Genomic DNA, 20937 nt, shown 5'->3' on the forward strand with positions numbered 1-20937 from the left:
CGTTCTTCAATGAAATTCCGCTTCGCCGCCGCTGCGGTGGCCACGTTCGCCTTTGGCCTGGTCTGCGCGCAGACCCCTGCGCCGCAGCCGACGCCTGCCGTTGCCGCTGCGCCGGCCGCCGTCCCGGTTCCGCCCGCACCCGCGCCGGCGGTGTCCAAGTCCTGGATCCTGATGGATTACGCCACCGGGCAGGTGCTGGCCGGTGAAAACATCCACCAGCAGCTGGCGCCGGCCAGCATCACCAAGGTGATGACGTCCTACGTGGTCGCTGCCGAAATCAAGAATGGCAAGGTCAAGCGCGACGACCAGGTCATGATGAGCGAGCGCGCCTGGCGCGAGGGCGGTGCCGGCACCGACGGCAGCTACAGCGGCTTCCCGGTCAACCAGACCGCGCGTCTGGAAGACATGGAAAAGGGCATGGCGATCCAGTCCGGCAACGATGCCGCGATCGCACTGGCCGAGCATGTGGCCGGCAGCGAAGAAGCCTTCGCCTCGCTGATGAACAGCTACGCCGCCAAGATCGGCATGAAGGACTCCTACTTCGTCAACGCGCACGGCCTCAGCGCCGAAGGTCACCATTCCACCGCCTACGACCTGGCGATGCTGGGCCGCGCGATGGTGCGCGATTACCCGGAGACCTATGCCTACAACAAGATCAAGGAATTCCAGGTCGGCAGCATCAAGCAGAACAACCGCAACCTGCTGTTGTGGCGCGACCCGGCGGTGGACGGCATCAAGACCGGCCACACCTCCGAGGCCGGCTACTGCCTGCTGAGCTCGGCCAAGCGCGGCGACCAGCGCCTGGTGGCGGTGGTGATGGGCGATTCGTCCGAGCGCCAGCGCGCCGACGACAGCCTGGCCCTGCTTAACTGGGGCTTCCGCTTCTTCGAAACCCACAGCCTGTATGCGCCCGGCAAGGTCGTGACCAAGCAGAAGGTCTGGAAGGGCCAGCAGGACGAAGTGCAGCTCGGCGTGGCCCAGCCACTGCTGGTCAGCCTGCAGCGCGGCCGCTACAACGACCTCAAGCCCAGCATGGAGGTGGCCAAGAACCTGCAGGCCCCGATCAAGCAGGGCCAGCAGATCGGCACCGTCAAGGTCAGCCTGGACGGCAAGATCATCGCCCAGGCCCCGCTGGTCGCCATCAACGCAGTCGACGAGGGCGGCTTCTTCAAACGCCTCTGGGATGCGTTCTGGATGTGGTGGGAATCAGAGTGATCCAAAGAAAAAGCCGGCGAAAGCCGGCTTTTTCTTTGCGGTGATTGGGAATTGGAGATTCGGGATTGGCAAAGGCGAGAGCAGCAGCGAAGCACCAGCAGCCCCGCTGTTGCGAATCCCCAATCCCGACTCCCCAATCCCAGCCCTCAAAGCATCCGACTGATCGTGAAACTGCCATACACCGGCGTTTCGCGCTGGGTGTCGAATTCGCGGGTGCGGTGGTAGCGGGCGATGGCGAACTTCCAGCGGCCGTACATCACCGCCAGGCCGTAGCCGACATCGCCCACGAACGGGCGCTTGTCCACGCTGTGGCTGTTGCGGAAGGTGTTGCCGTCCAGGGTGATGTCGCGCAGCACCCAGCGCGCATCGGTTGTTAGGAACAGATGGCCCGACCAGCCGCTGGCGCGTCCGAGCCGGCTGGGGGCGGTGTTCTCGCCGGCCGGGCGGGTCGGGGTGCTGCCGAAGTCGTCCGGCAGCTTCCAGCCGAAGCGCACCTCGCCACCGGCATTCAGATGCGTGGCCATGTTGCCGACCGCGCCGCCCCAATGCGAGATGAAATCCCAGCCGAAGCCGTCCGCATTGACTGCCGCATCGCCCGGCCAGCGGCGCATGCGCTCGTGCACCAGGTTGATCAGCGGCTCGTTATGCAGCTGGTTGTCCCAGCCCTGGAATTTTTCGTCGCCCAGCACATCGTGGATCGCATCCTGCGCTTCCTGAGCAAATGCCCACGGGCCGACCACGCCGACCTGCAGCTGGGTGGTGCGCAGATGCGCATCGTTGCGCGCGTTGTAGCCGAAGCTCGCCAGCAGGATGCCCGCATACGGGCGATCGTCCGGGATCACATCGCGGCGGGTGGGATCGGTGGGAGTGAAAATCGCCTGGCCGATCGAGAACACCATGTTCTGCTGGTCGAACTCGCCCGGATGCAGGCGCTCCAGGTAGCCGTTGACCCAGCGCGCGGTGCGCGGCAGGCAGGGGTCGTCGGTGTAGTCGACCAGGTTGGGCGACACCAGCGTCAGCACCGCGCCGTTGGAATAGCCCTGGTCCTGATCCTCCCCGCCGAACAGGTCGTTGTCGACCCGGAAGTTCACCGCCGGCGGCGTCCGGCTCATTCTGCTGGAGTCGCACTGGTCGGCAGCCAGGGCCGGCAGCGACAGCCCGGAAAGAGAGAGCAGCAGGGCAGCGGACAACGCGCGCGGTCGAAGCATGGAGGGCCTGGAAAGGTAGGAAAGGACGATGTTCAGCAAAGGTGCCTGCGGCCGCTGCTGCGCCGCGTGAACGTGCGCAGGAGCAGAAGGCATTTTCTGCCGGCGCCCCGCCGTGTAGAACCATCACCGGCACGTAGCTGTGTTTGGTCCGGGACTGTAATGACAGATTCTTGCTGAAAGTTGGGGGCCGCCCGCCCGGCTCCCCGGCCGTGACGCGTCCATCCGTTCGACCGGTGCGGGCTTGGGTTTGTCCGCCATCGTCCCGATAATGGGCGGATGGAAATCAGCACCGACAACCCCGATCACGGCTTCCAGTTTCCCGGTACCTTCGAGCTCAGCGCCATGGGCGCGGCCGAGCGCGGGCTGGAAAGCGAACTTCCGCGCCTGCTCGCCGCCACCGGTGTGGAGCTGCTGGAGGAAAGCATCAGCTGGAAGCATTCGTCCAGCGGCAAATATGTCTCGGTCAAGATCGGCTTCCGCGCCGAGAGCCGCGAGCAGTTCGACGCTGCGCACCAGGCGCTGCGCGATCACCCGGAAGTGAAGTGGACGCTGTAGCGGTCCAGGCAGTGGAAAGCCCCGTTCCCGTGCTGCCGGCGCAGTTGCGCGACCTCGGTCGACAGGAGTACGCCCCGGTGTGGCGTGCGATGCAGCGTTTCACCGATGCGCGTGATGAGGCCACCGCAGACGAAGTGTGGGTGGTCGAGCATGCGCCGGTGTTTACGCTGGGCCAGGCCGGCAAGCCCGAGCATGTGCTGGCGCCGGGCGAGATTCCGGTGCTGCAGGTCGATCGCGGCGGCCAGGTGACCTATCACGGCCCCGGCCAGCTGGTGGTCTATCCGCTGCTGGACCTGCGCCGGCTCAAGATCGGCGTGCGCGATTACGTGTGCAGGATCGAGCAGGCACTGATCGACACGCTGGACGAGTGGAATATCGTCGCCGAGCGCCGCGAGGGCGCGCCGGGCGTGTACGTGGGCGGGGCCAAGATCGCCGCGCTCGGGATCCGGGTGCGGCGCGGCTGCACCTTCCACGGCCTGTCGTTCAATGTGGCGATGGACCTGGAGCCGTTCCACCGCATCAACCCCTGTGGCTACCAGGGCCTGCAGGTGACCTCGGTGCTAGACTTGGGCGGCCCCTCCGGGATGGACGCCGTCAAGGCGGTGCTGCTCGATCAGCTGGCGCGCCAGTTCGGTCTCGTCTTGCAGCCTGTCTCCGCGTTGCCCGACCTTTCGCTTCCGGCCTGAGCGCCCGTTATTGCCATGACCCAGCCTATCGCCCGTTCCATCCCCTTGCAGGTCGTCTCCGGCGACACCGCCGCACCTGCGCCGCTGCAGACCGGCGTCAAGCAGATCGGTGGCGACAAGATCAACCGCTCGCCGGTGCAGTTCGTCGATGCGCCGGTGCTGCGCAAGCCGTCGTGGATCCGGGTGCGGATTCCGTCCGGCAATGCAGTGCAGAACCTCAAGGCCAAGCTGCGCGAAAACCGCCTGGTCACGGTCTGCGAGGAAGCCAGCTGCCCGAACATCCACGAGTGCTTCAGCCACGGCACCGCGACCTTCATGATCCTGGGCGAGGTGTGCACGCGGCGCTGCTCGTTCTGCGATGTGGCGCACGGCCGGCCCAAGCCGCCGGATGCAAACGAGCCGGCCAGCCTGGCCACCACCGTGGCCGACATGGGCCTGAAGTATGTGGTGGTGACAAGCGTGGATCGCGATGACCTGCGCGACGGCGGTGCCCAGCATTTCGTCGACTGCATTTCGGCCATCCGGGTCAGCTCACCCAAGACCCGTATCGAGATCCTGACCCCGGATTTCCGCGGCAAGGGCCGCATGGACCGCGCACTGGAGATCCTGGCGCTCAGCCCGCCGGACGTGTTCAACCACAACATCGAAACCGTGCCGGACCTGTACCCGAACGTGCGTCCGGGTGCCGACTACCAGTGGTCGCTGACCCTGCTGCAGCGTTTCAAGGCGCAGCATCCGTCCATCGCCACCAAGTCCGGCATCATGCTCGGCCTGGGCGAGACGATGGAGCAGGTGCAGGCCACCTTGCGCGACCTGCGCGCGCACGATGTGGACATGATCACCATCGGCCAGTACCTGCAACCGACGCCGCATCACCATCCGGTGATGCGCTACTGGACGCCGGAGGAATACAAGGCACTGGAGGACTACGGCAATGCGCTGGGCTTCAGCCACGTCGCTTCCGGGCCGATGGTGCGCTCCTCGTATCACGCCGATCGTCAGGCCGCCGGCGCGGGCGTCGCTGCTTAAGCCAGTCGATAAACGCCTGCGCCCATGCTCAGGCGGGCGCGGCCGCCGGTGCTGGCGTCATCTGATGCCGCAGCCGGCCACATGCCGAGTGCGTGTCGTCGCGAACTGCCCGCGACCGCCCTCGAGTAACTCCGATGATTTCGAGCTAGAACGACCCACACGACCCCGCACACCGCGGGGTCGTGTCGTCTCCGGCCGCTGCTCCTGGCTGGCAGGGTACGGCCGCGTTCACAATCCGCTACAGGCCCGGCGCTAGGCTGATTCAGCCAGTGGATGACAACGCCAGCAACTTTCGGCACTGTCATGCTGTCTGATCCGTTCACCGCCTTTCTTTCGTCGGCCCTGTGCCGAGAGCCATTCGATGACCTACAACGTTTCTACGTCCATGAAGGCCGGCCTGCTGGCGCTGGTGTTGACTACTCCGATGGCCTTGCTCGCACGCGCCGACACGGCGTTGCCGGCCGCAGCCACGCCCGACCAGGCCACCGCGACCAAGCTGGTCTACGGTCTGCTCTCCGACAGCCGCTATGCCTACCGTCCGCGCACGCTGGACGAGGCGATGTCCAAGGACGTCTTCAAGCGCTATCTGGAAACCCTGGACGGCAGCAAACAGTTCTTTACCCAGGCCGACATCGATAGCTTTGCGCCGTTGCAGACGGGCGTTGGCGATGCGCTGCGTGGCGGCAATCTGGAGCCGGCGTTCCAGGTGTTTTCGGTCTACAAGAAGCGCGTCGATCAGCGCGTCAAGTACGCGCGCGACCTGCTCAAGCAGGACTTCGATTTTTCCGGCACCGACAAGTTCGAGTACGACCGCAAGGACGTGCCGTGGGCGGCAGACGACAAGCAGCTGGACGTGCTGTGGCGGCAGTCGGTGATGAACGATTGGCTGCGCCTGAAGCTGGCCGGCAAGAAGCCTGACGACATTCGCAAGACGCTGGATAAGCGTTATGTCTCGCTGGCCGATTCGGTCAAGCAGTTGAAGGGCGAGGACGTGTTCCAGTTCTTCGTCAACGCCTACACCAATGCGGTCGATCCGCACACCGATTACTTCACCCCTCGCACCGCAGAAACCTTCAATCAGCAGATGTCGTTGTCGCTGGAAGGCATCGGTGCGCAGCTGCAGAAGCAGGACGACATGGTGGTGATCCGCGAGGTCATCCCCGGCGGTCCGGCGGCAGTGGATGGCACGCTCAAGCCGGGCGATCGTATCGTCGGCGTGGGCCAGGCCAAGAACGGCGCGATCGAGGATGTGATCGGCTGGCGCATCGACGATGTGGTCGCCAAGATCCGCGGCAGCAAGGACACCCAGGTGCGCCTGGAATACATCCCGGCCGAATCGGGCATCGACGGCAAGCACCGCACCGTGACGCTGACCCGGCAGAAGGTGCGCTTGGCCGAGCAGGCCGCCAAGGGCGAGACCATCACCCTGCCGGCCAAGGGCAGCGAGCCGGAGCGCCGCATCGGCATCATCAAGCTGCCGGGCTTCTATCAGGATTTCGAAGGCCGTCGTCGTAACGCGACCGACTATGCCTCGGCAACGCGTGACGTCGCCAAGCTGCTGGCCGGCTTCAAGACCGACAAGGTTGACGGCGTGGTGCTGGACCTGCGCAACAACGGCGGCGGTTCGCTGGACGAGGCGATCGAGCTCACCGGCCTGTTTATCGAGCAGGGCCCGGTGGTGCAGGTGCGCGAATCCGGCGGCCGGGTCACCGTCAATGGCGACAGCAATCCCAAGGTGGCCTGGGATGGTCCGCTGGGCGTGCTGATCAACCGCGGCTCGGCATCCGCCTCGGAGATCTTTGCCGGTGCCATCCAGGATTACGGTCGCGGTCTGGTGATCGGTGAAACCAGCTTCGGCAAGGGCACTGTGCAGAACATCGTCGACCTGGACCGCTGGCCGGCGGCAGAAGGGCAGCGCTACGGGCAGGTCAAGCTGACGATCGCGCAGTTCTTCCGCGTCAGCGGCTCCAGCACCCAGCACAAGGGCGTGGTGCCGGACATCGCATTCCCGGCCAGCGTGGATGCCACCGAGTTCGGTGAGAGCACCTACGACAACGCGCTGCCGTGGACGCGCATTGCCGCCGCACCGCACACCCAGTACGGCAACTTCGCGCCGCTGCTGCCCAAATTGCAGGGCCTGCATACCGCACGCATTGCCACCGACAAGGAATTCCAGTGGTGGGAAGAGGACGTGAAGCAGTTCCGCGATGAGAAGGCCAAGAAGTACATCTCGTTGAACGAAGCCGAGCGCGTTGCCGAGCGTCAGAAGCAGGATCAGCAGCGCAAGGATCGCCAGCAGGTGCGCAAGCAGCTGGGCCTGCCGCTGGACCCGCTTGCCGAAGACAGCGACGACGGCCTGACCGGCAACGAGCGCGATATCGTCAAGGACACCGCGCGCGAGAAGGCCGCAGAAAAGCGCCCGGATCCATTGCTGCACGAATCGGCCGCCATCCTCGCCGATGCGCTGGGCCTGCTGTCGCAGGATCAGCCGCTGTCGGCGCAGGTGCTGCCGCAGTCGACCGCGCCGGGGCGTTGGGCCGACTGATCGTTTGCCGAACAGCTGACGACAAGATCAGCTTGCAATACGAAAACGCCACCGCATCGCGGTGGCGTTTTTATTGGCCGACCCTTTCATGTCCGGCACGACGTCGCGCGCGGGTTTGACTGACGATCGATTGCCAGCTGCCGTGCCTGTGAGCCGTGCGACGCTCCATTGCGCCTGACGCGGCTTACGCCAAGGCCTGCCAGACACCTTGCAGGCCGAGCACCAGCAAGGTGGTGAAAAAGAAGCGCCGAAACGTCTCGGCAGAAATGCGGTTGCGCACCCAGGCACCCAGCCACATGCCGACGGCGGTGGGTAGCAGTGCCCACAACGACGGAGCGATCGCCGCGCGGGGTAGCGCGCCATGCCAGGCCAGGGCACTGGCCAGCGCCAGCGTCGCCACGCCGAAACACCAGCCCAGGGAGCGGATCAACAGCTCGCGCGGGAGTTGCAGGGCGGTGAGGTAGGGCAGTGATGGCAGCACGAACACGCCGGTGGCGCCACTCAGCAGACCGGTGGCCAGCCCGGCCAGTGGTCCTGCCCACGGTTCGTGGCGCGCCTGCATCGTCCAGTGCCGACGGGCCAGCCCAAGCAAGGCGTACAGCGCCAGCAACGCGCCCAACCCGGCGCGGACCAGGCTGGGGTCGGCGCCTGTCAGCACCCCTGCACTCAGCCAGGTGCCCAGCGTCACGGCGGCCAGCAATGGCCACAGACGTCGCAACAGGGTCGCGGTGTCCGGTCCCCAGGCTTGATGCAGATTCGTCACAAGCGAAGGCAGAGCCAGTAAGGTCGCTGCCTCGGCAGGCGTCAGCCACAGACCCAGCAGCCCCATCGCAACGGTCGGCAAGCCCATCCCGGCCACGCCCTTGACCCAGCCAGCCAGTAAAAAGACGCCTGCGATCAGATGCCAGTGGGTGTGCAATGTCTCCATGCAGCCCAGGATCCGGGCTTGTTCCGCGGCAGACAATGCGTGATTGTTTGATGCAGGCTTCGGCAGCGCCGAAGGCTAAGGCGGGATGCCGCGCGTGCAGAGGCCCCTGGCTTGGCTGGCCTGTCCTGTCGGCGGCGAGCGCATGTCGATGACATGCACGTGCTTGTGGAGCGCTCATGCATCTGGAATTTGTCGATTTGCGGTTGTTCATCGCAGTGGTCGAGACCGGCAGCATTACTGCCGGTGCACAACGCGCGGCGTTGTCGCTGGCCGCTGCCAGTGCGCGGATTCGTGCGCTGGAGCTGCAGGTGGGCGCCGTACTGCTGGAACGCGGGCGCCGCGGCGTCAGCCTGACTCCGGCCGGTGGCGTGTTGCTCCGGCACGCACGGCAATTGCAGCGGCAGGCAGAGGCGCTGCAGCTGGAGCTGGGCGGCTATGGTGGCGGTGGCCAGGTGACGTTGCGGCTGGCAGCCAATACCGCGGCGCTGTCGGCATGGCTGCCCGAACGGTTGGCGGATTTTCTCATCGGACATCCGCAGCTGGATCTGGCGTTGACCGAGCAGGGCAGCGACGAAGCTGCCGATGCGGTGCGCGAGGAACGCGCCGACATCGCCGTGGTCGCAGGTCATGCCGATCTCAGTGGGCTGCAGGTGCTGCCGTTCCGCGAGGATCGGCTGGTGCTGGTGATGGCTGCGGCGCATCCACTGGCCGGCGCCGCGACGCTGCAATTGAGCGAGCTCGCGGGAATGGACACGCTGGGGCTGGCCGGCGACAGCGCCTTGCAACGGCATCTGCGCGTGCACATGAACCGCGCCGGCGTGCAGGTGCGCACGCGTGCAAAGGTACAAGGCATCGACGTGTTGTGCCGCATGCTTGCGCAAGGCATGGGCGTGGCGATTCTCCCGCACGCCGCAGTGCAACGCTCATGCGTGCGCGATCAGCTGGCCACGGTGCCCCTGGATGCAGCCTGGGCACCGCGGCAACTTTCGATCGTGATGCGTTGCGAGCCTGCGCCATCGACCATGCTGCAAGCGCTGGTGGATTGGCTGCAACGCGACTGAGCTGCTTAGCGTCAGAGCGGCCGGCACCGTGACAGCGTCACGTCGCCGGCGCGCTCAACGCGGCCAGGCGAATTCGGCCAGCACCGGATAGTGGTCAGACGGCACTACACCGCCGGGACGCTGATCCAGCGTGGAAAAGCGTGTCGGTGTCAGGCCGCGGAACAGGATCCAGTCGATGCGACGGGTCGGCTGCGTGGTGAAGTCCTGGAAGGTTTTTTCCGGGCCTTGCGGTTCGGGGGCACGGGCGCGTGCATCGCCAAGCGAGGCGGTGAGGACGCGGTAGGTGCCCTGGTCAGGATCGCTGTTGAAGTCGCCGGTCAGCACCACCGGAATGTCGGCCGGCAGCGTCGCGATGCGCGACAGGATCAGGCGCGCGCTGTGCTCGCGGGCGGCCTCGTCCTGGTCGCGGTGGGCGAAGTGCGTGTTGAGCAGATAAAAGCGGCGCTTGTCGCTGCGGCGCTCGAACAGGGCCCAGGTCACCATGCGCGGCAGGTCGGTGTTCCAACTGCTGCTGCCGGGAACCTGTGGCGTTTCCGACAGCCAGAAATCGCCCGATTCCACCACCGACACCGCGCGGCTGTCGTAGAACACGCCCATGTGTTCGTCGCTGTCGTCGCCGCGGCGGCCCTTGCCGAACCAGCGGTAATCAGGCAACTGCGCAGCCAGATACTGCGCCTGCTCCTGCACCAATTCTTGCGTGCCAAAGACGTCCGGGTGCGCTTGTTCGATCAAGGCCACCATCGCCGTGCGGCGCACGCTCCAGCGCTTGTCGCCATCGGTATCCACCGGCACGCGCACATTGAACGACATCACCCGCAAGGGTGCGGGCGCAGGTTCAGCCAACGCAGGCAAGGCGATGCACAGCAGCGCGAGTGCCGCAAACAGGGAACGTGAGATGGCGCGAACGGACAGGCGTGACATGCAGGCGAATTCCTCAAGGACCAATCGGCGAGTCTAATCGGCATGCATGACCGAAATGTCATCGACATACCGCGCCTGCTTGACGTCGTCGCACATCGGCGTAGCATTTGCACCAAGCCATCGGATAGACCGCTGGCTGCCTACTTAACCGTGAGGGATTCTCATGGCACCGCAGTACGACTATCTCGTGTTTATCGGGCGTTTCGAGCCCTTTCATAACGGCCACGCCGCCGTCGCCCGCTACGCGCTGGGCAAGGCGAACAAGCTCATCGTGTTGATCGGCTCCGCCGAAACGCCCCGCACCATTCGTAATCCGTGGACCGTTGCCGAACGCGCGGTGATGATCGAGTCCGCGTTGCCGGGCGAGAGCCAGCGGCTGATGCTGCGCCCGTTGCGCGACCATCTGTACAACGAAAGCCTGTGGATTGCCGAGGTGCAGCGCCAGGTCGCCGAGGCCGTGCAGGCCGATGGCGGCACGCTCGATGCACGCATCGGCCTGATCGGCATGGACAAGGACGCCAGCAGCTATTACCTGCGCGAGTTCCCGCAGTGGCAGCTGGAAGATGTACAACATACCGCCACGTTGTCGGCCACCGAGTTGCGCCGCTATCTGTTCGAGGCCGGCGAGATCGGCTTCCACGGTGGATTGCTGATGCTGCGCGGCAATGTGCCGGCGCCGGTGTACGACATGCTGGAAGCGTTCCGGCGCAACTCGCCGAGCTACGCGCAGCTGGTGGCCGAATATCGTTTCATCGAGCAATATCGCGCCGCCTGGAAGGATGCGCCGTATCCGCCGACCTTCGTCACCACCGATGCGGTGGTGGTGCACTCAGGCCACGTGCTGCTGGTGCGTCGTCGCGCCGAGCCGGGCAAGGGCTTGTGGGCATTGCCGGGCGGTTTCGTCGGCCAGGACGAAGGTCTGCTGGACGGCTGCCTGCGCGAACTGCGCGAGGAAACACGGCTGAAAGTGCCGGTGCCGGTGCTCAAGGGCTCATTGCGTGGACGCCAGGTGTTCGACCACCCCGAGCGCAGCCTGCGCGGGCGCACCATCACCCATGCATTCCATTTCGAATTTCCGGCCGGTGAGTTGCCCGCGGTGCGCGGTGGCGACGATGCCGACAAGGCGCGCTGGATCCCGCTTGCCGAAGTCATGGCGATGGGCCCGCGCCTGTACGAAGATCATCTGCATATCCTCGAATTCTTCCTGGGTCGCGGCTGAGGCCGGCAAGGATTGCGTGCCGTCATCCACCCAAGGCGTCCGCGCGCAATCCAGGATCGGCTTGAACCGTAGCCTTCCGCCGGCGGACAGACCGCTGGTTCATTCGACGCGAAGGAGCTTCCGTCATGCATTACCTCGATAACCTGCTGCTCAACACCGACAGCTACAAGGCCAGCCATTGGCTGCAGTATCCACCCGGCACTGATGCGGCGTTTTTCTATGTCGAATCGCGTGGTGGCGTCTACGACCAGACCGTGTTCTTCGGCCTGCAGTCGATCCTGAAAGAGGCCATCAACCGGCCGGTGACGCACGCCGACATCGACGATGCGAAGGCCTTGCTGGCCGCGCATGGCGAGCCGTTCAATGAGGCCGGCTGGCGCGACATTGTCGATCGCTTCGGCGGGCAACTGCCGATCCGCATCCGTGCCGTGCCCGAAGGCACGGTCGTGCCCACGCACAATGTGTTGATGACGATCGAATCCACCGATCCCAAGGCGTTCTGGGTGCCGTCGTACCTGGAAACGCTGCTGTTGCGCGTGTGGTACCCGGTGACGGTGGCAACGGTGAGCTGGCAGGTGAAGCAGGTGGTACGCGATTACCTGCAGCGCACCAGCGACGATCCGGAAGGGCAGTTGCCGTTCAAGCTGCATGACTTCGGCGCGCGTGGGGTGTCCAGCCTTGGCTCGGCCGCGCTGGGCGGTGCCGCGCATCTGGTGAACTTCCTCGGCACCGATACCTTGTCGGCGTTGCTGCTGGCGCGTGCGCATTACCACACGCCGGTAGCCGGATATTCGATTCCCGCTGCCGAGCACAGCACCATCACCAGCTGGGGCCGCGAGCGCGAGGCCGATGCGTACCGCAACATGCTGGCGCAGTTCGCGCGCCCCGGTTCGCTGGTGGCGGTGGTATCGGACAGCTACGACATCTACCGCGCGATCCGCGAGCATTGGGGCACCACACTGCGCGAGGAGGTGATCGCCTCCGGTGCGACGGTGGTGATCCGTCCGGATTCGGGCGACCCGGTGGATGTGGTCGAGCAATGCCTGCTGCTGCTGGACGAGGCATTCGGCCATCAGCGCAACGGCAAGGGCTACAAGGTGCTCAACCATGTGCGGGTGATCCAGGGCGATGGCATCAATCCGCAGTCGCTGCGCGCGATTCTCGAACGCATCACCGCTGCCGGCTATGCCGCCGACAACGTCGCCTTCGGCATGGGCGGTGCGCTGTTGCAGAAGGTGGACCGCGACACCCAGAAGTTCGCGTTGAAGTGCTCGGCCGTGCGCGTGGACGGGCAATGGATCGATGTCTACAAGGATCCGATCACCGACAAGGGCAAGCAGAGCAAGCGCGGTCGGCTGACCTTGCTGCGCGACCGTGCCGATGGCAGCTATCGCAGTGCGTTGCTGGATGAAGTCGACGCGCATGCCGACAGCGAAGATGCGCTGGTGACGGTGTGGGAGAACGGCGTCATGCAGCAGGAGTGGACCCTGGAGCAGGTGCGCGCACGTGCCGACGCCGCGCGCCGCTGACGTTCGCCGCGTGGCTAGCCGCATGCACGCCTCCCTCGACGAAGACTCGTTGCTGTCTGCATCGCCGCTGTTGGCCGGGTTGCGCGCCGCCGCGCCCAGCCTGCGGCGGCGCGTGCCGCAGCAGGACGAGAGCAGCCGATGGCATGCATTGCGCATCGGCGAGCGCGCGTATCGGGCAGCGTTGCCGATCACCTTGACCCCGTATGCCTCGGTACGGCCATGTTCGGCGCGCTGCGGCTTCTGTTCGGAAAACCTGCGTCAACACCGTGGTGGCCCGGCGGCAGCGATGTTGCGGCCAGGGCCGGACTACTTTGCGCAATTGCGCGCTGCGTTGCAGCTGCTGCACGGGGTGCCGTTGTCGTATTCCTTGTCCGGCCTGGAGATGACCGACGATCCGGACTGGTTGCAGACCTTGCTGCAGACCCTGGCGACAACGCCCGACGGCCCGTGCGTGGAGCAGCGCGTGCTGTACAGCAATGGCGCCGGCCTGGCGCGCGCGCAGGGGGCGCAGTTGCTCGATGCCCTGGTCGACTTCGGCCTGTCGTGGATCGAGCTGTCGCGTCACCACCCGCTGCAGGCCGGCAACGACGCGATCATGCGCTTTCGACCCGACGAGCCCATTGCCGATGCGGCCATTTTCGCGCGGACGGCGCAACGCATCGCAGCGCGCCTGCCGGTGCGGCTGGTCTGCATCGTGCAGCGGGGCGGCGTGGACTGTGCCGATGGCGTGGCGCAGTACATCGCGTGGGCGCGTCGCTGTGGGGCCACGCAGGTGATCTTTCGCGAGTTGTCGCGTCTGGACGATGCGTACCGCAGCAATGGCACCTGGCGCTATATCGCGCAGCATCGCATCGGCATGGAAAGCCTGTTGGCGGACTGCATGCAGCAGCCATGGTGGTCACGTTGGCAAGCCGACGGCATGACCGAGGGTTATTACTTCTGGAATCTGCGCATGCGCAGCGAAGACGGCCTGGAAGTGGTGTTCGAAAGCGCCGACTACGCGGCCATGCACGCACGCCACGCCACCGGCGACCTCTACAAGCTGGTGTTCTTCGCCAATGGCCGCCTGTGTGCGGGCTGGGACCCGGATGCCGATGTGCTGTGGGAGCCGGCCGATGGATGAACTCGATCAGCGCAGCTGGTGGACGCCGGCGCCGGATGAGCCGTCCTGGGCATTGCCCGAAGATCTGCGCGCAGCCGACCCGCTTGGCGGGCGCGACTGCGGCTGGGTGAATCAAATGCGCCCGTTCGTGCGGCACTTCAGCGTGCCGGGTGCACAGGTGTTCGACCCGTTCTGTGGATTCGGCAGCACGCTGCTGGCGGCGACGCTGGAAGGGCGTGGCGCGCATGGCATGGAGATCGATGCCGCACGTGCGCGCCTGGCACGCACGCGCCTGCAGCGGCACGGCGTGCAGGCGCCGGTCGTGGTCGGCACGCTGGTCGACACCGCGCCCGCTGCGGCGGTCGATCTGTGCCTGACCAACGTGCCGTATTTCGGTTGCCACTGGCGCGGTGCGGCATTGCCGGGGCAGTTGTATGCCAGTGCCGATTACGCAGGCTATCTGTCCGGGATGCGGGCGGTATTGCATGCCTTGCGCAAGCGGATGCGAGTGGATGGCTTCGGTGTGGCGATGGCGGAAAACGTCGTCGTCGGCGGGCGGGTGATTCCACAGGCGTGGGATCTGGGGCGGATCCTTGCCAGCCTGTTCACCCTGCGCCAGGAGCGGGTGCTGTGCTACCGGCGGCCGGGCGCAGCGCTGGCGCCTGCAGGCACGCACAGCAATCGCAGCCACGAGTACGCGCTGATCTTCCAGCACTGCCGTGCGCAGTTGGACCTGCAGCAGGCAGCGCTGCTGCTGCAGGCGCTACGCGCAGACGGCCTGCCGGTGCAGGTGCACGGCAGCTACGCGCGCTGGCTGCAGGCACCCGAGTCGGTGCCGGAGGGGCCGGCGGATCTGGACCTGATCCTGCAGTCCGAGCAGCCGCTCTGGGACCGCCTCACCGCCTGGCTGCAGGCGCAGGGATTCGCCTTGAGCCTGTGGGGCGAGCCATGCCGGGCGCCGGTCGCGCTGGCGGCAGTGCGTGCACACCACTATCTGCGCGCCGAGCGCATCGGCGCAGACGGCAGCCGCCTGCAGCTGGACCTGCAGCTGCCAGCGGATGAACCGCCGTTGCCCTGATCGGCCCCGCGACGCCGCGCGCACACCGGTTGCCGCTATGCTCTGTGCCGGTTTTGGATGCCGGAATGTCTCCATGTCTTGTTCTTCCCTGATTGCGCGCGGTGCCCTGCTTGGCGCGCTGGCAACCCTGGCTGGCTGCGGCGGCAGCAAGGGCGACACCATGCTGATGCGCGAGTCGTTCAATTCCGACGACACCTACTCGCGCAGTGTCGCGTCCACCTCGCCGCAGGCCTGCGAAGCCGCGCGCCGGGTGTTGTTGAGCCAGGGCTATGCGGTGACGCGTGCCGATGCCGCTGCGGTGGAAGGCAGCAAGAACTTCCAGCTCAAGGAAGCCGACCAGAGCGAACAACTCAATCTGCGCATTTCCTGCGCCACGCAGGACGGCGGCAAGGCGCAGGTGTTCGTCAGCGCATTGCAGGACCGTTACGCGCTGAAGAAGAGTTCGACCTCGGCCAGCGTCGGTGTCGGTGTGCTTGGTTCGTTGTCGTTGCCGGTCGGCAGCAGCGGCGATTCGCTGGTGCGCGTGTCCAGCACCACAGTGCAGGACGCGGCCTTCTACAAACGCTTCTTCGACCGTCTGAATTCGTACCTGCCCAAGGTCACCGAAGCGGTGCCTGCGGCTGCAACTGCTGCTCCGCCACCGCCGCCTCCGGCGCACGCGATGTCACAAGCGCCGGCTCCGGTGCCTGCGGCCGCTCAGGCCAGCGAGGCGGCCACTGCTCCCGCCGCGCCAGCAACAGCTGCGCCGCAACCTGTCGCAACACCTGTCGAACAGCCGCCAGTGGCGCCGTTGCCGGTAGAGGCGCAGGACCCGCCGCCGACACCAGCCAAGGTGCCGCAGACCGAGCCAGCAACCCAGCCGTGACGGAGCGATTCAGGCTCTGCTCCAAAGCCTGAATAGCCGGTTGTACGCTTCACGTTGCGTTCTCGACCAAGTGGCGAAAGTGGAACCATGACTCGCCAAGGGGCGAGATGGAGACAGACGATGAAGATGCGCAATTCCCTTGTGGGTATGTCCCTGATCGCGTTGATGGCGACGAGCACCCTGGCGCAGGCGCAAACGCGTTCGCACCAGCAGCGCTATACCGAAGCAGATGAAGGCCGCAAGTTCGGCGATGGCACGCGCGTGCGCTGCCGCAATGTCGAAGTGCAGAAGAACTCGACCGATCCCAATCGCATCGGCGGTACGGTTGCCGGCGCGGCCATCGGTGGCCTGCTCGGTAACCAGGTCGGCGGCGGCAATGGCAAGAAGCTGGCAACCGTGGCCGGTGCAGTTGCCGGCGGTGCAGCGGGCCGCACCATCCAGGGCAACCGGCAGCAAGCCAACGGTAACCGTCAGGTCGAGCGCGTCTGCGAACGCCGCTGAGCCTGATGCAGTGAATCCTGCGAGCCCCGGTCCTGCCGGGGCTTTCTACATCTGAGGATGCAGCACCTTGCTGCCGATCTACATCACCTTGTACCGATGAGTGCGTTCCAGAAGCCCCGCCTGCGGCTGTGGACGGGATTGAGGCAGCGTGCGTCTGCATCCGCATCTGCGCGGCCCGAATCGCGCTCCCGCGTTGCCGTGCGTCTATGCGCGGCCGCGTTGCTCGGTGTGCAGCTGTTGCAGGCCGCCGCAGCCACGCCGAGTGAGACGGCGCGCGAGGCGTCTGTGGACTGCGTCGATGCCTTGCTGCGGCGACTGGGCTGGGATATTCGCAGCGCTGCGGTGAGTGCCCCGGTGATCCAGCGCGGCGAGCCGTGTACGCGCGGTTCGCTTGCGCAGGCGCGTGCGGCCGGCGATCTGCAGCTGACGCTGCCGGCCAGCTGGAACGCGCAGCAACGCGGCGCCGCGCTCAAGGCCTTGCTGGACGACAGCGCCACCCAATGCGCGTACGCGTTCGAACTCGGTGCGGCGACGCGGCGTGCCACCACGCAGCTACAGGACAACCCGGGCTACCGGTTTTCGGCACTGCAGCTGGGCTGGATCGGGTTCGGCTGGCGTGGCGCGGCCTCGCAAGGCTGGAGCGGCTTTCGCAGTTTCGGGCGTGGCTATCAACCGCGCGGCAGCAATGCACAGGCGCTGGATGCGTTCTATCGCGGCCAGGTGCGTTCCGAATGCGGGGTGGGGCGGCAGGTGGCACAGCTGGCCACCCAGCGCGAGTTGTATGGCGATGCCGGATTCGATCAGGTATTCACCTCGGGCGAGTTGTCGATCGGAACGTTTCTGACCCTGCACGACACCGACAGCATCCTGCTGGGCGCGCATGCCGGCGAGTTCTTCGCCGACGGCAAGGCGGCCAGGACCGCGCAGCTGGGGCGGCAGGCATTTGTCGGCGCGCCGGGGTTTATCGCGCATGTGTTCGACAAGTCGTTTCTGGACGACATCCACAACCAGGCCGAAAACTTCGTGGTGGTGGACGTCAGCGATGCGGCGGCGCGGGCGCTGGCGCAGCACGGCGGCTTTGCGCACTACGATGCGCTCAACCGGCAGATCTGGGAGCTGGCCAGGGAACTGCGCGGGCCGGGCAAACGTCGCTTCGAGCGGCTGCTGTACGAGCGCGATGCAGCGCTGCGCGCCACGCTCGATCCGCAGCAGCAGGCACGCCTGCAAGCGCTGCAAGGCCTGTTGGATGACCCGTTCTACCAGGGCTTTCTGGTTTACGTGCATCCCAAGGGCATCAAGCCGATCGGGTACCACGTGGCGCGCCTGCTCGATCGCAATCCGCGCACGCCGTACGCCATCGACCTGACCCTGCACAATCTGCGCAGCACCTTGTACTGGCGTTGGATCGACTGGCAGCTGCAACAGTGCGGCGCCGGCACCGCGGCGGAACAATCCATTGAGAATTCCGCCACGCCAGCGTACGCCGGGCGTGGCACCCTGCACTGATCAGATCATGAGGAGCGATTATGGAACTGGGTATGGTGGGTTTGGGCCGCATGGGCGCCAACATGGCCGAGCGCCTGGTGCACGGCGGACACCGCGTGCATGGCTACGATCCGGGCGAAGGCGCGCGTAGCAGTGCACAGGCCAAGGGCATTGTCACTGCCGATGCGCTGGCCGCACTGGTGTCCGCGCTGCCGAGCCCGCGCGTGGTGTGGTTGATGGTGCCGGCGGGCAAGATCGTCGACGACACCCTGGCGCAGCTGCTGCCGCTGTTGCAGGCCGGCGACATCGTCATCGACGGCGGCAATTCGTATTACAAGGATTCGCAACGCCGCGCCGCGCTGCTGCATGCCAGTGGGATCGCCTTTGTCGATTGCGGCACCAGCGGCGGCGTCTGGGGACTGCAGGAAGGCTACAGCCTGATGGTCGGCGGCGACGAAGCGGCGGTGACCACGCTGCATCCGGTACTGGCCACGCTGGCGCCGGCAGCGGACAAGGGCTGGGGCCGCGTCGGCCCGAGCGGCGCCGGCCACTTCACCAAGATGGTCCACAACGGCATCGAGTACGGAATGATGCAGGCTTATGCCGAGGGCTTCGCGCTGATGCAGCACAAGACCGACTTTGCGCTGGATCTGCACCAGGTCGCCGAGATCTGGCGCGATGGCAGCGTGGTGCGTTCGTGGCTGCTGGACCTCACCGCCGATGCGCTGGCGCACAATCCGACCATGGCTGGTATCGCTCCATTCGTGGCCGATTCGGGCGAAGGGCGCTGGACGGTGGCAGAGGCGATCGACCTGGAAGTGTCGGCGCCGATTATCACCTTGTCACTGATGGAGCGGCTGCGCTCGCGCGACAAGGATTCGTTCACCGACAAGCTGCTGGCTGCAATGCGCAACCAGTTCGGTGGTCATGCGGTCAAGACCACCACGGAAGCTGCGCCGACGATCGGCAGCAAGGACGTCTGAGCGATCTCCGACGCCTGCGCGCCTGCATGGCGGGCGCGCAGGGCAGTCTGTTCCATTGCGTCTATGTCGGGCGACTGCCGGCGTGCGCGCTGACTGAGTGCAGTGCGCATTGACGCGGTGCCCGCACGTGGCAGCGCAGGACGCGAGCGCGCCATGCCGATGCCCAATATCGGCTGGGCGCCTGCACCGGCGCCCTGCCGTGCATCAATCGCGCGAAGCCGCGCTTGCGCCTTCCAACCATTGCACCTGGCCCGAGGCGGCGCTGCGTTGCGCCAGCTCCAGCAGCTCCATCACCTGCACCGCGTCGGCACCGCTGACCGGTGCCGGGCCGGCCCCTGCCAGGGCATCGCGAAATGCGGCGTAGCACTGGCGGTAGTCGCCCGGCGCGGTATCGGGTTGGTGGGTGTGCACGCGGCCTTCGTCGTCCACGCGGGTCAGCGTGCCCGGAAGCGGGTCCACGCCCCAACCGGCGGTACCGGGGCGGCGTCCGGCGCGTAGCTGGTCTTCCTGGGTATCCAGCCCGTGCTTGAGGTAACTGCCACGGGTGCCATGCACGGCAAAGCGCAGGCCGCTGTCGGCCACCAGCGAGCCGGCATGCAGGATCACGCGCAGCCGCGGGTAACGCAGGGTGACGTGGAAATAGTCATCGCTGCGCGCCTGGCTGCGCTGGCGCTGCAGGTCCGCGCCGATCGCCTGCGGCGTGCCGAACAACTGCAGCGCCTGATCGAGCAGATGTGGCCCCAGGTCGTACCAGAGACCGGCGCCGGGGATGTCGCTTTCGCGCCAGCGGTCGCGCACCTGCGGCCGGAAGCGGTCGAAATGCGAATGGAATTCCACCACCTCGCCCAACTGGCCTTCGTCGATCAGCCGGCGCACGGTGAGAAAGTCCGCATCCCAGCGCCGGTTCTGGAACACGCTGACGATGCGCCCGGCCGCAGCGGCAGCAGCCACCACTTCGCGCGCCTGCGCGGCGTCCAGTGCAAAAGGTTTGTCCACCAGCACATGCTTGCCGGCGGCCAGGGCCTGCAACGCGTACGGTGCGTGGGTCTGGTTGGGGGTGGCCAGCACCACCGCATCCAGTGCCGGATCGGCCAGTGCCGTTTCCAGATCGGCCAGCACGGCGACATCGGGAAAGTCGGCCTGTACCTGCTGCGGCTTTGAGGACACCACGCTGTGCAGGGCCAGGCCCGGGGTGCCCGCGATCAGCGGGGCATGGAAGGTGCGGCCGACATAGCCATAGCCGACGACGGCCAGATTGAACGGTTTAGGCATTGAAAACGGTTCATCGCAACGACGGAGGAGGCCTGCATGGTATTGCACCCACCCGTGTGCGCCGGGTTCACAACCCCTGCATCCGGCAGTCACGTGTGCACGACGAGCGCCACTGCAGACTGCCGCCACATTCACAGGAGGGTACATCCGATGAAGAACATCACACATGCACGCAAGTTGCTGGCCCTGTCGCTGTCGCTCGGTCTGACGTTGGGTGCCTCGCAGGCATTCGCTGCGCCGCAGGAGCACGCTGCGCACAAGGATCACGCTGCCGACAACATCAACGAATCCAAGAAGCCGGTGACCGACACCTGGATCACCACCAAGGTGAAGGCCGATCTGCTGGCGACCGACAATGTGTCGGGCACCGACGTCAAGGTCGAGACCAAGAACGGCATCGTCACCCTGACCGGCACGGTTGCTACCAAGGCCGAGCACGACAAGGCCGTGGCAGTTGCCAAGGGCATCGAAGGCGTCAAGAGCGTCAAGTCCACCGGCCTGAAGGTCGTTGCTGCAAAGATGTAATTGCAGCGGTAGCGAATGCCGGGGCAGCCGAGGCGAGGCGGCTGAACCGAGCACAAGGCGCACTCCATGGAGTGCGCCTTTTTTGTTGCCGGTGCGCGGCCTCAGGCAAGCCGACAGGCGGTGAAGCGCTCGCACCATTTTCACGTTTACTGCACTTATGATATGCCCATTCAGCTATGTCGCCGTGGGAGTGATCAGGCTGAATCGTTAATCTCATCCTGGGCCTGATC

The 20937-nt window shown here is 65.9% G+C and carries 19 protein-coding genes; 15 read left to right on the forward strand and 4 right to left on the reverse strand.

What is annotated here, in order from left to right; genetic code table 11:
• The first annotated feature begins 9 nt into the window (after window positions 1-9).
• Window positions 10-1215, forward strand: coding sequence for a D-alanyl-D-alanine carboxypeptidase family protein (locus ABQY64_RS03755; RefSeq protein WP_349780762.1), 1206 nt, complete (start codon window positions 10-12; stop codon window positions 1213-1215).
• Window positions 1216-1361: 146 nt separating this feature from the next.
• Here the strand turns inward: ABQY64_RS03755 and ABQY64_RS03760 are convergent, their stop codons facing one another.
• The gene (locus ABQY64_RS03760; protein ID WP_039531591.1) at window positions 1362-2423 is read right to left on the reverse strand and encodes a lipid A deacylase LpxR family protein; all 1062 of its coding nucleotides are present in this window, start codon (window positions 2421-2423) and stop codon (window positions 1362-1364) included.
• A 276-nt stretch (window positions 2424-2699) separates the two neighbouring features.
• Between ABQY64_RS03760 and ABQY64_RS03765 the strand changes: the two genes are divergently transcribed.
• The 4 genes from ABQY64_RS03765 to ABQY64_RS03780 all read left to right on the forward strand — a co-directional run bounded on the left by ABQY64_RS03765 (window position 2700) and on the right by ABQY64_RS03780 (window position 7238).
• Window positions 2700-2978: a YbeD family protein gene (locus ABQY64_RS03765; RefSeq protein ID WP_016900827.1), complete on the forward strand. Its 279-nt coding sequence runs from the start codon at window positions 2700-2702 to the stop codon at window positions 2976-2978.
• On the forward strand, window positions 2966-3664 hold the full coding sequence (gene lipB / locus ABQY64_RS03770; protein ID WP_104590663.1) for a lipoyl(octanoyl) transferase LipB: 699 nt from the start codon (window positions 2966-2968) through the stop codon (window positions 3662-3664). The genes ABQY64_RS03765 and lipB overlap by 13 nt, the downstream gene beginning before the upstream one ends.
• 15 nt (window positions 3665-3679) lie before the next feature.
• A complete protein-coding gene (gene lipA, locus ABQY64_RS03775; RefSeq protein WP_024939683.1) occupies window positions 3680-4693 on the forward strand; it encodes a lipoyl synthase in 1014 nt (337 codons plus the stop codon).
• A gap of 385 nt (window positions 4694-5078) precedes the next feature.
• A complete protein-coding gene (locus ABQY64_RS03780) occupies window positions 5079-7238 on the forward strand; it encodes a carboxy terminal-processing peptidase (RefSeq protein WP_180971171.1) in 2160 nt (719 codons plus the stop codon).
• Between the two features lie 184 nt (window positions 7239-7422).
• Here ABQY64_RS03780 and ABQY64_RS03785 read toward each other — a convergent pair whose 3' ends face one another.
• Window positions 7423-8166 carry a sulfite exporter TauE/SafE family protein gene (locus ABQY64_RS03785; protein WP_349780761.1) on the reverse strand — a complete coding sequence of 248 codons (744 nt, stop codon included), beginning with the start codon at window positions 8164-8166 and terminating at the stop codon, window positions 7423-7425.
• A 176-nt stretch (window positions 8167-8342) separates the two neighbouring features.
• Between ABQY64_RS03785 and ABQY64_RS03790 the strand changes: the two genes are divergently transcribed.
• The gene (locus ABQY64_RS03790) at window positions 8343-9227 is read left to right on the forward strand and encodes a LysR substrate-binding domain-containing protein (protein ID WP_349780760.1); all 885 of its coding nucleotides are present in this window, start codon (window positions 8343-8345) and stop codon (window positions 9225-9227) included.
• A 54-nt stretch (window positions 9228-9281) separates the two neighbouring features.
• Here ABQY64_RS03790 and ABQY64_RS03795 read toward each other — a convergent pair whose 3' ends face one another.
• Entirely contained in the window at window positions 9282-10148 is an 867-nt protein-coding gene (locus ABQY64_RS03795; RefSeq protein ID WP_349780759.1) for an endonuclease/exonuclease/phosphatase family protein, read from the reverse strand.
• 163 nt (window positions 10149-10311) lie between these two features.
• Here ABQY64_RS03795 and ABQY64_RS03800 point away from each other — a divergent pair, with 163 nt between their 5' ends.
• The 8 genes from ABQY64_RS03800 (at window position 10312) to gnd (ending at window position 18910) form a co-directional block, all read left to right on the forward strand.
• A complete protein-coding gene (locus tag ABQY64_RS03800) occupies window positions 10312-11367 on the forward strand; it encodes a bifunctional nicotinamide-nucleotide adenylyltransferase/Nudix hydroxylase (RefSeq protein WP_349780758.1) in 1056 nt (351 codons plus the stop codon).
• Window positions 11368-11492: 125 nt separating this feature from the next.
• Window positions 11493-12896 (forward strand): nicotinate phosphoribosyltransferase, encoded by a 1404-nt coding sequence (locus ABQY64_RS03805; RefSeq protein WP_349780757.1) that lies wholly within the window; start codon window positions 11493-11495, stop codon window positions 12894-12896.
• A 22-nt stretch (window positions 12897-12918) separates the two neighbouring features.
• Window positions 12919-14019, forward strand: a complete 1101-nt coding sequence (locus ABQY64_RS03810) for a hypothetical protein (RefSeq protein WP_349780756.1) — start codon at window positions 12919-12921, stop codon at window positions 14017-14019.
• On the forward strand, window positions 14012-15076 hold the full coding sequence (locus tag ABQY64_RS03815) for a DNA methyltransferase (protein ID WP_349780755.1): 1065 nt from the start codon (window positions 14012-14014) through the stop codon (window positions 15074-15076). Before ABQY64_RS03810 ends, ABQY64_RS03815 begins: the two co-directional genes overlap by 8 nt.
• A 73-nt stretch (window positions 15077-15149) precedes the next feature.
• A complete protein-coding gene (locus ABQY64_RS03820; RefSeq protein ID WP_349780754.1) occupies window positions 15150-15941 on the forward strand; it encodes a DUF2242 domain-containing protein in 792 nt (263 codons plus the stop codon).
• 120 nt (window positions 15942-16061) lie between these two features.
• Window positions 16062-16442 (forward strand): glycine zipper 2TM domain-containing protein, encoded by a 381-nt coding sequence (locus ABQY64_RS03825; protein WP_026063982.1) that lies wholly within the window; start codon window positions 16062-16064, stop codon window positions 16440-16442.
• Window positions 16443-16538: 96 nt separating this feature from the next.
• Window positions 16539-17948 carry a hypothetical protein gene (locus ABQY64_RS03830; RefSeq protein ID WP_374151340.1) on the forward strand — a complete coding sequence of 470 codons (1410 nt, stop codon included), beginning with the start codon at window positions 16539-16541 and terminating at the stop codon, window positions 17946-17948.
• A 20-nt stretch (window positions 17949-17968) separates the two neighbouring features.
• Window positions 17969-18910 (forward strand): phosphogluconate dehydrogenase (NAD(+)-dependent, decarboxylating), encoded by a 942-nt coding sequence (gene gnd, locus ABQY64_RS03835; RefSeq protein ID WP_039514966.1) that lies wholly within the window; start codon window positions 17969-17971, stop codon window positions 18908-18910.
• Window positions 18911-19114: 204 nt separating this feature from the next.
• Here gnd and ABQY64_RS03840 read toward each other — a convergent pair whose 3' ends face one another.
• The gene (locus ABQY64_RS03840) at window positions 19115-20182 is read right to left on the reverse strand and encodes an oxidoreductase (protein WP_104571560.1); all 1068 of its coding nucleotides are present in this window, start codon (window positions 20180-20182) and stop codon (window positions 19115-19117) included.
• Between the two features lie 150 nt (window positions 20183-20332).
• On the opposite strand from ABQY64_RS03840, the gene ABQY64_RS03845 reads away from it, so the two are divergent.
• On the forward strand, window positions 20333-20707 hold the full coding sequence (locus ABQY64_RS03845; protein WP_047126056.1) for a BON domain-containing protein: 375 nt from the start codon (window positions 20333-20335) through the stop codon (window positions 20705-20707).
• The last annotated feature ends 230 nt before the right edge of the window (window positions 20708-20937 follow it).

It is taken from the genome of Xanthomonas sp. WHRI 7065 (genome assembly GCF_040203115.2).
In the GTDB taxonomy this organism is placed as follows: Bacteria; Pseudomonadota; Gammaproteobacteria; order Xanthomonadales; family Xanthomonadaceae; genus Xanthomonas; species Xanthomonas arboricola.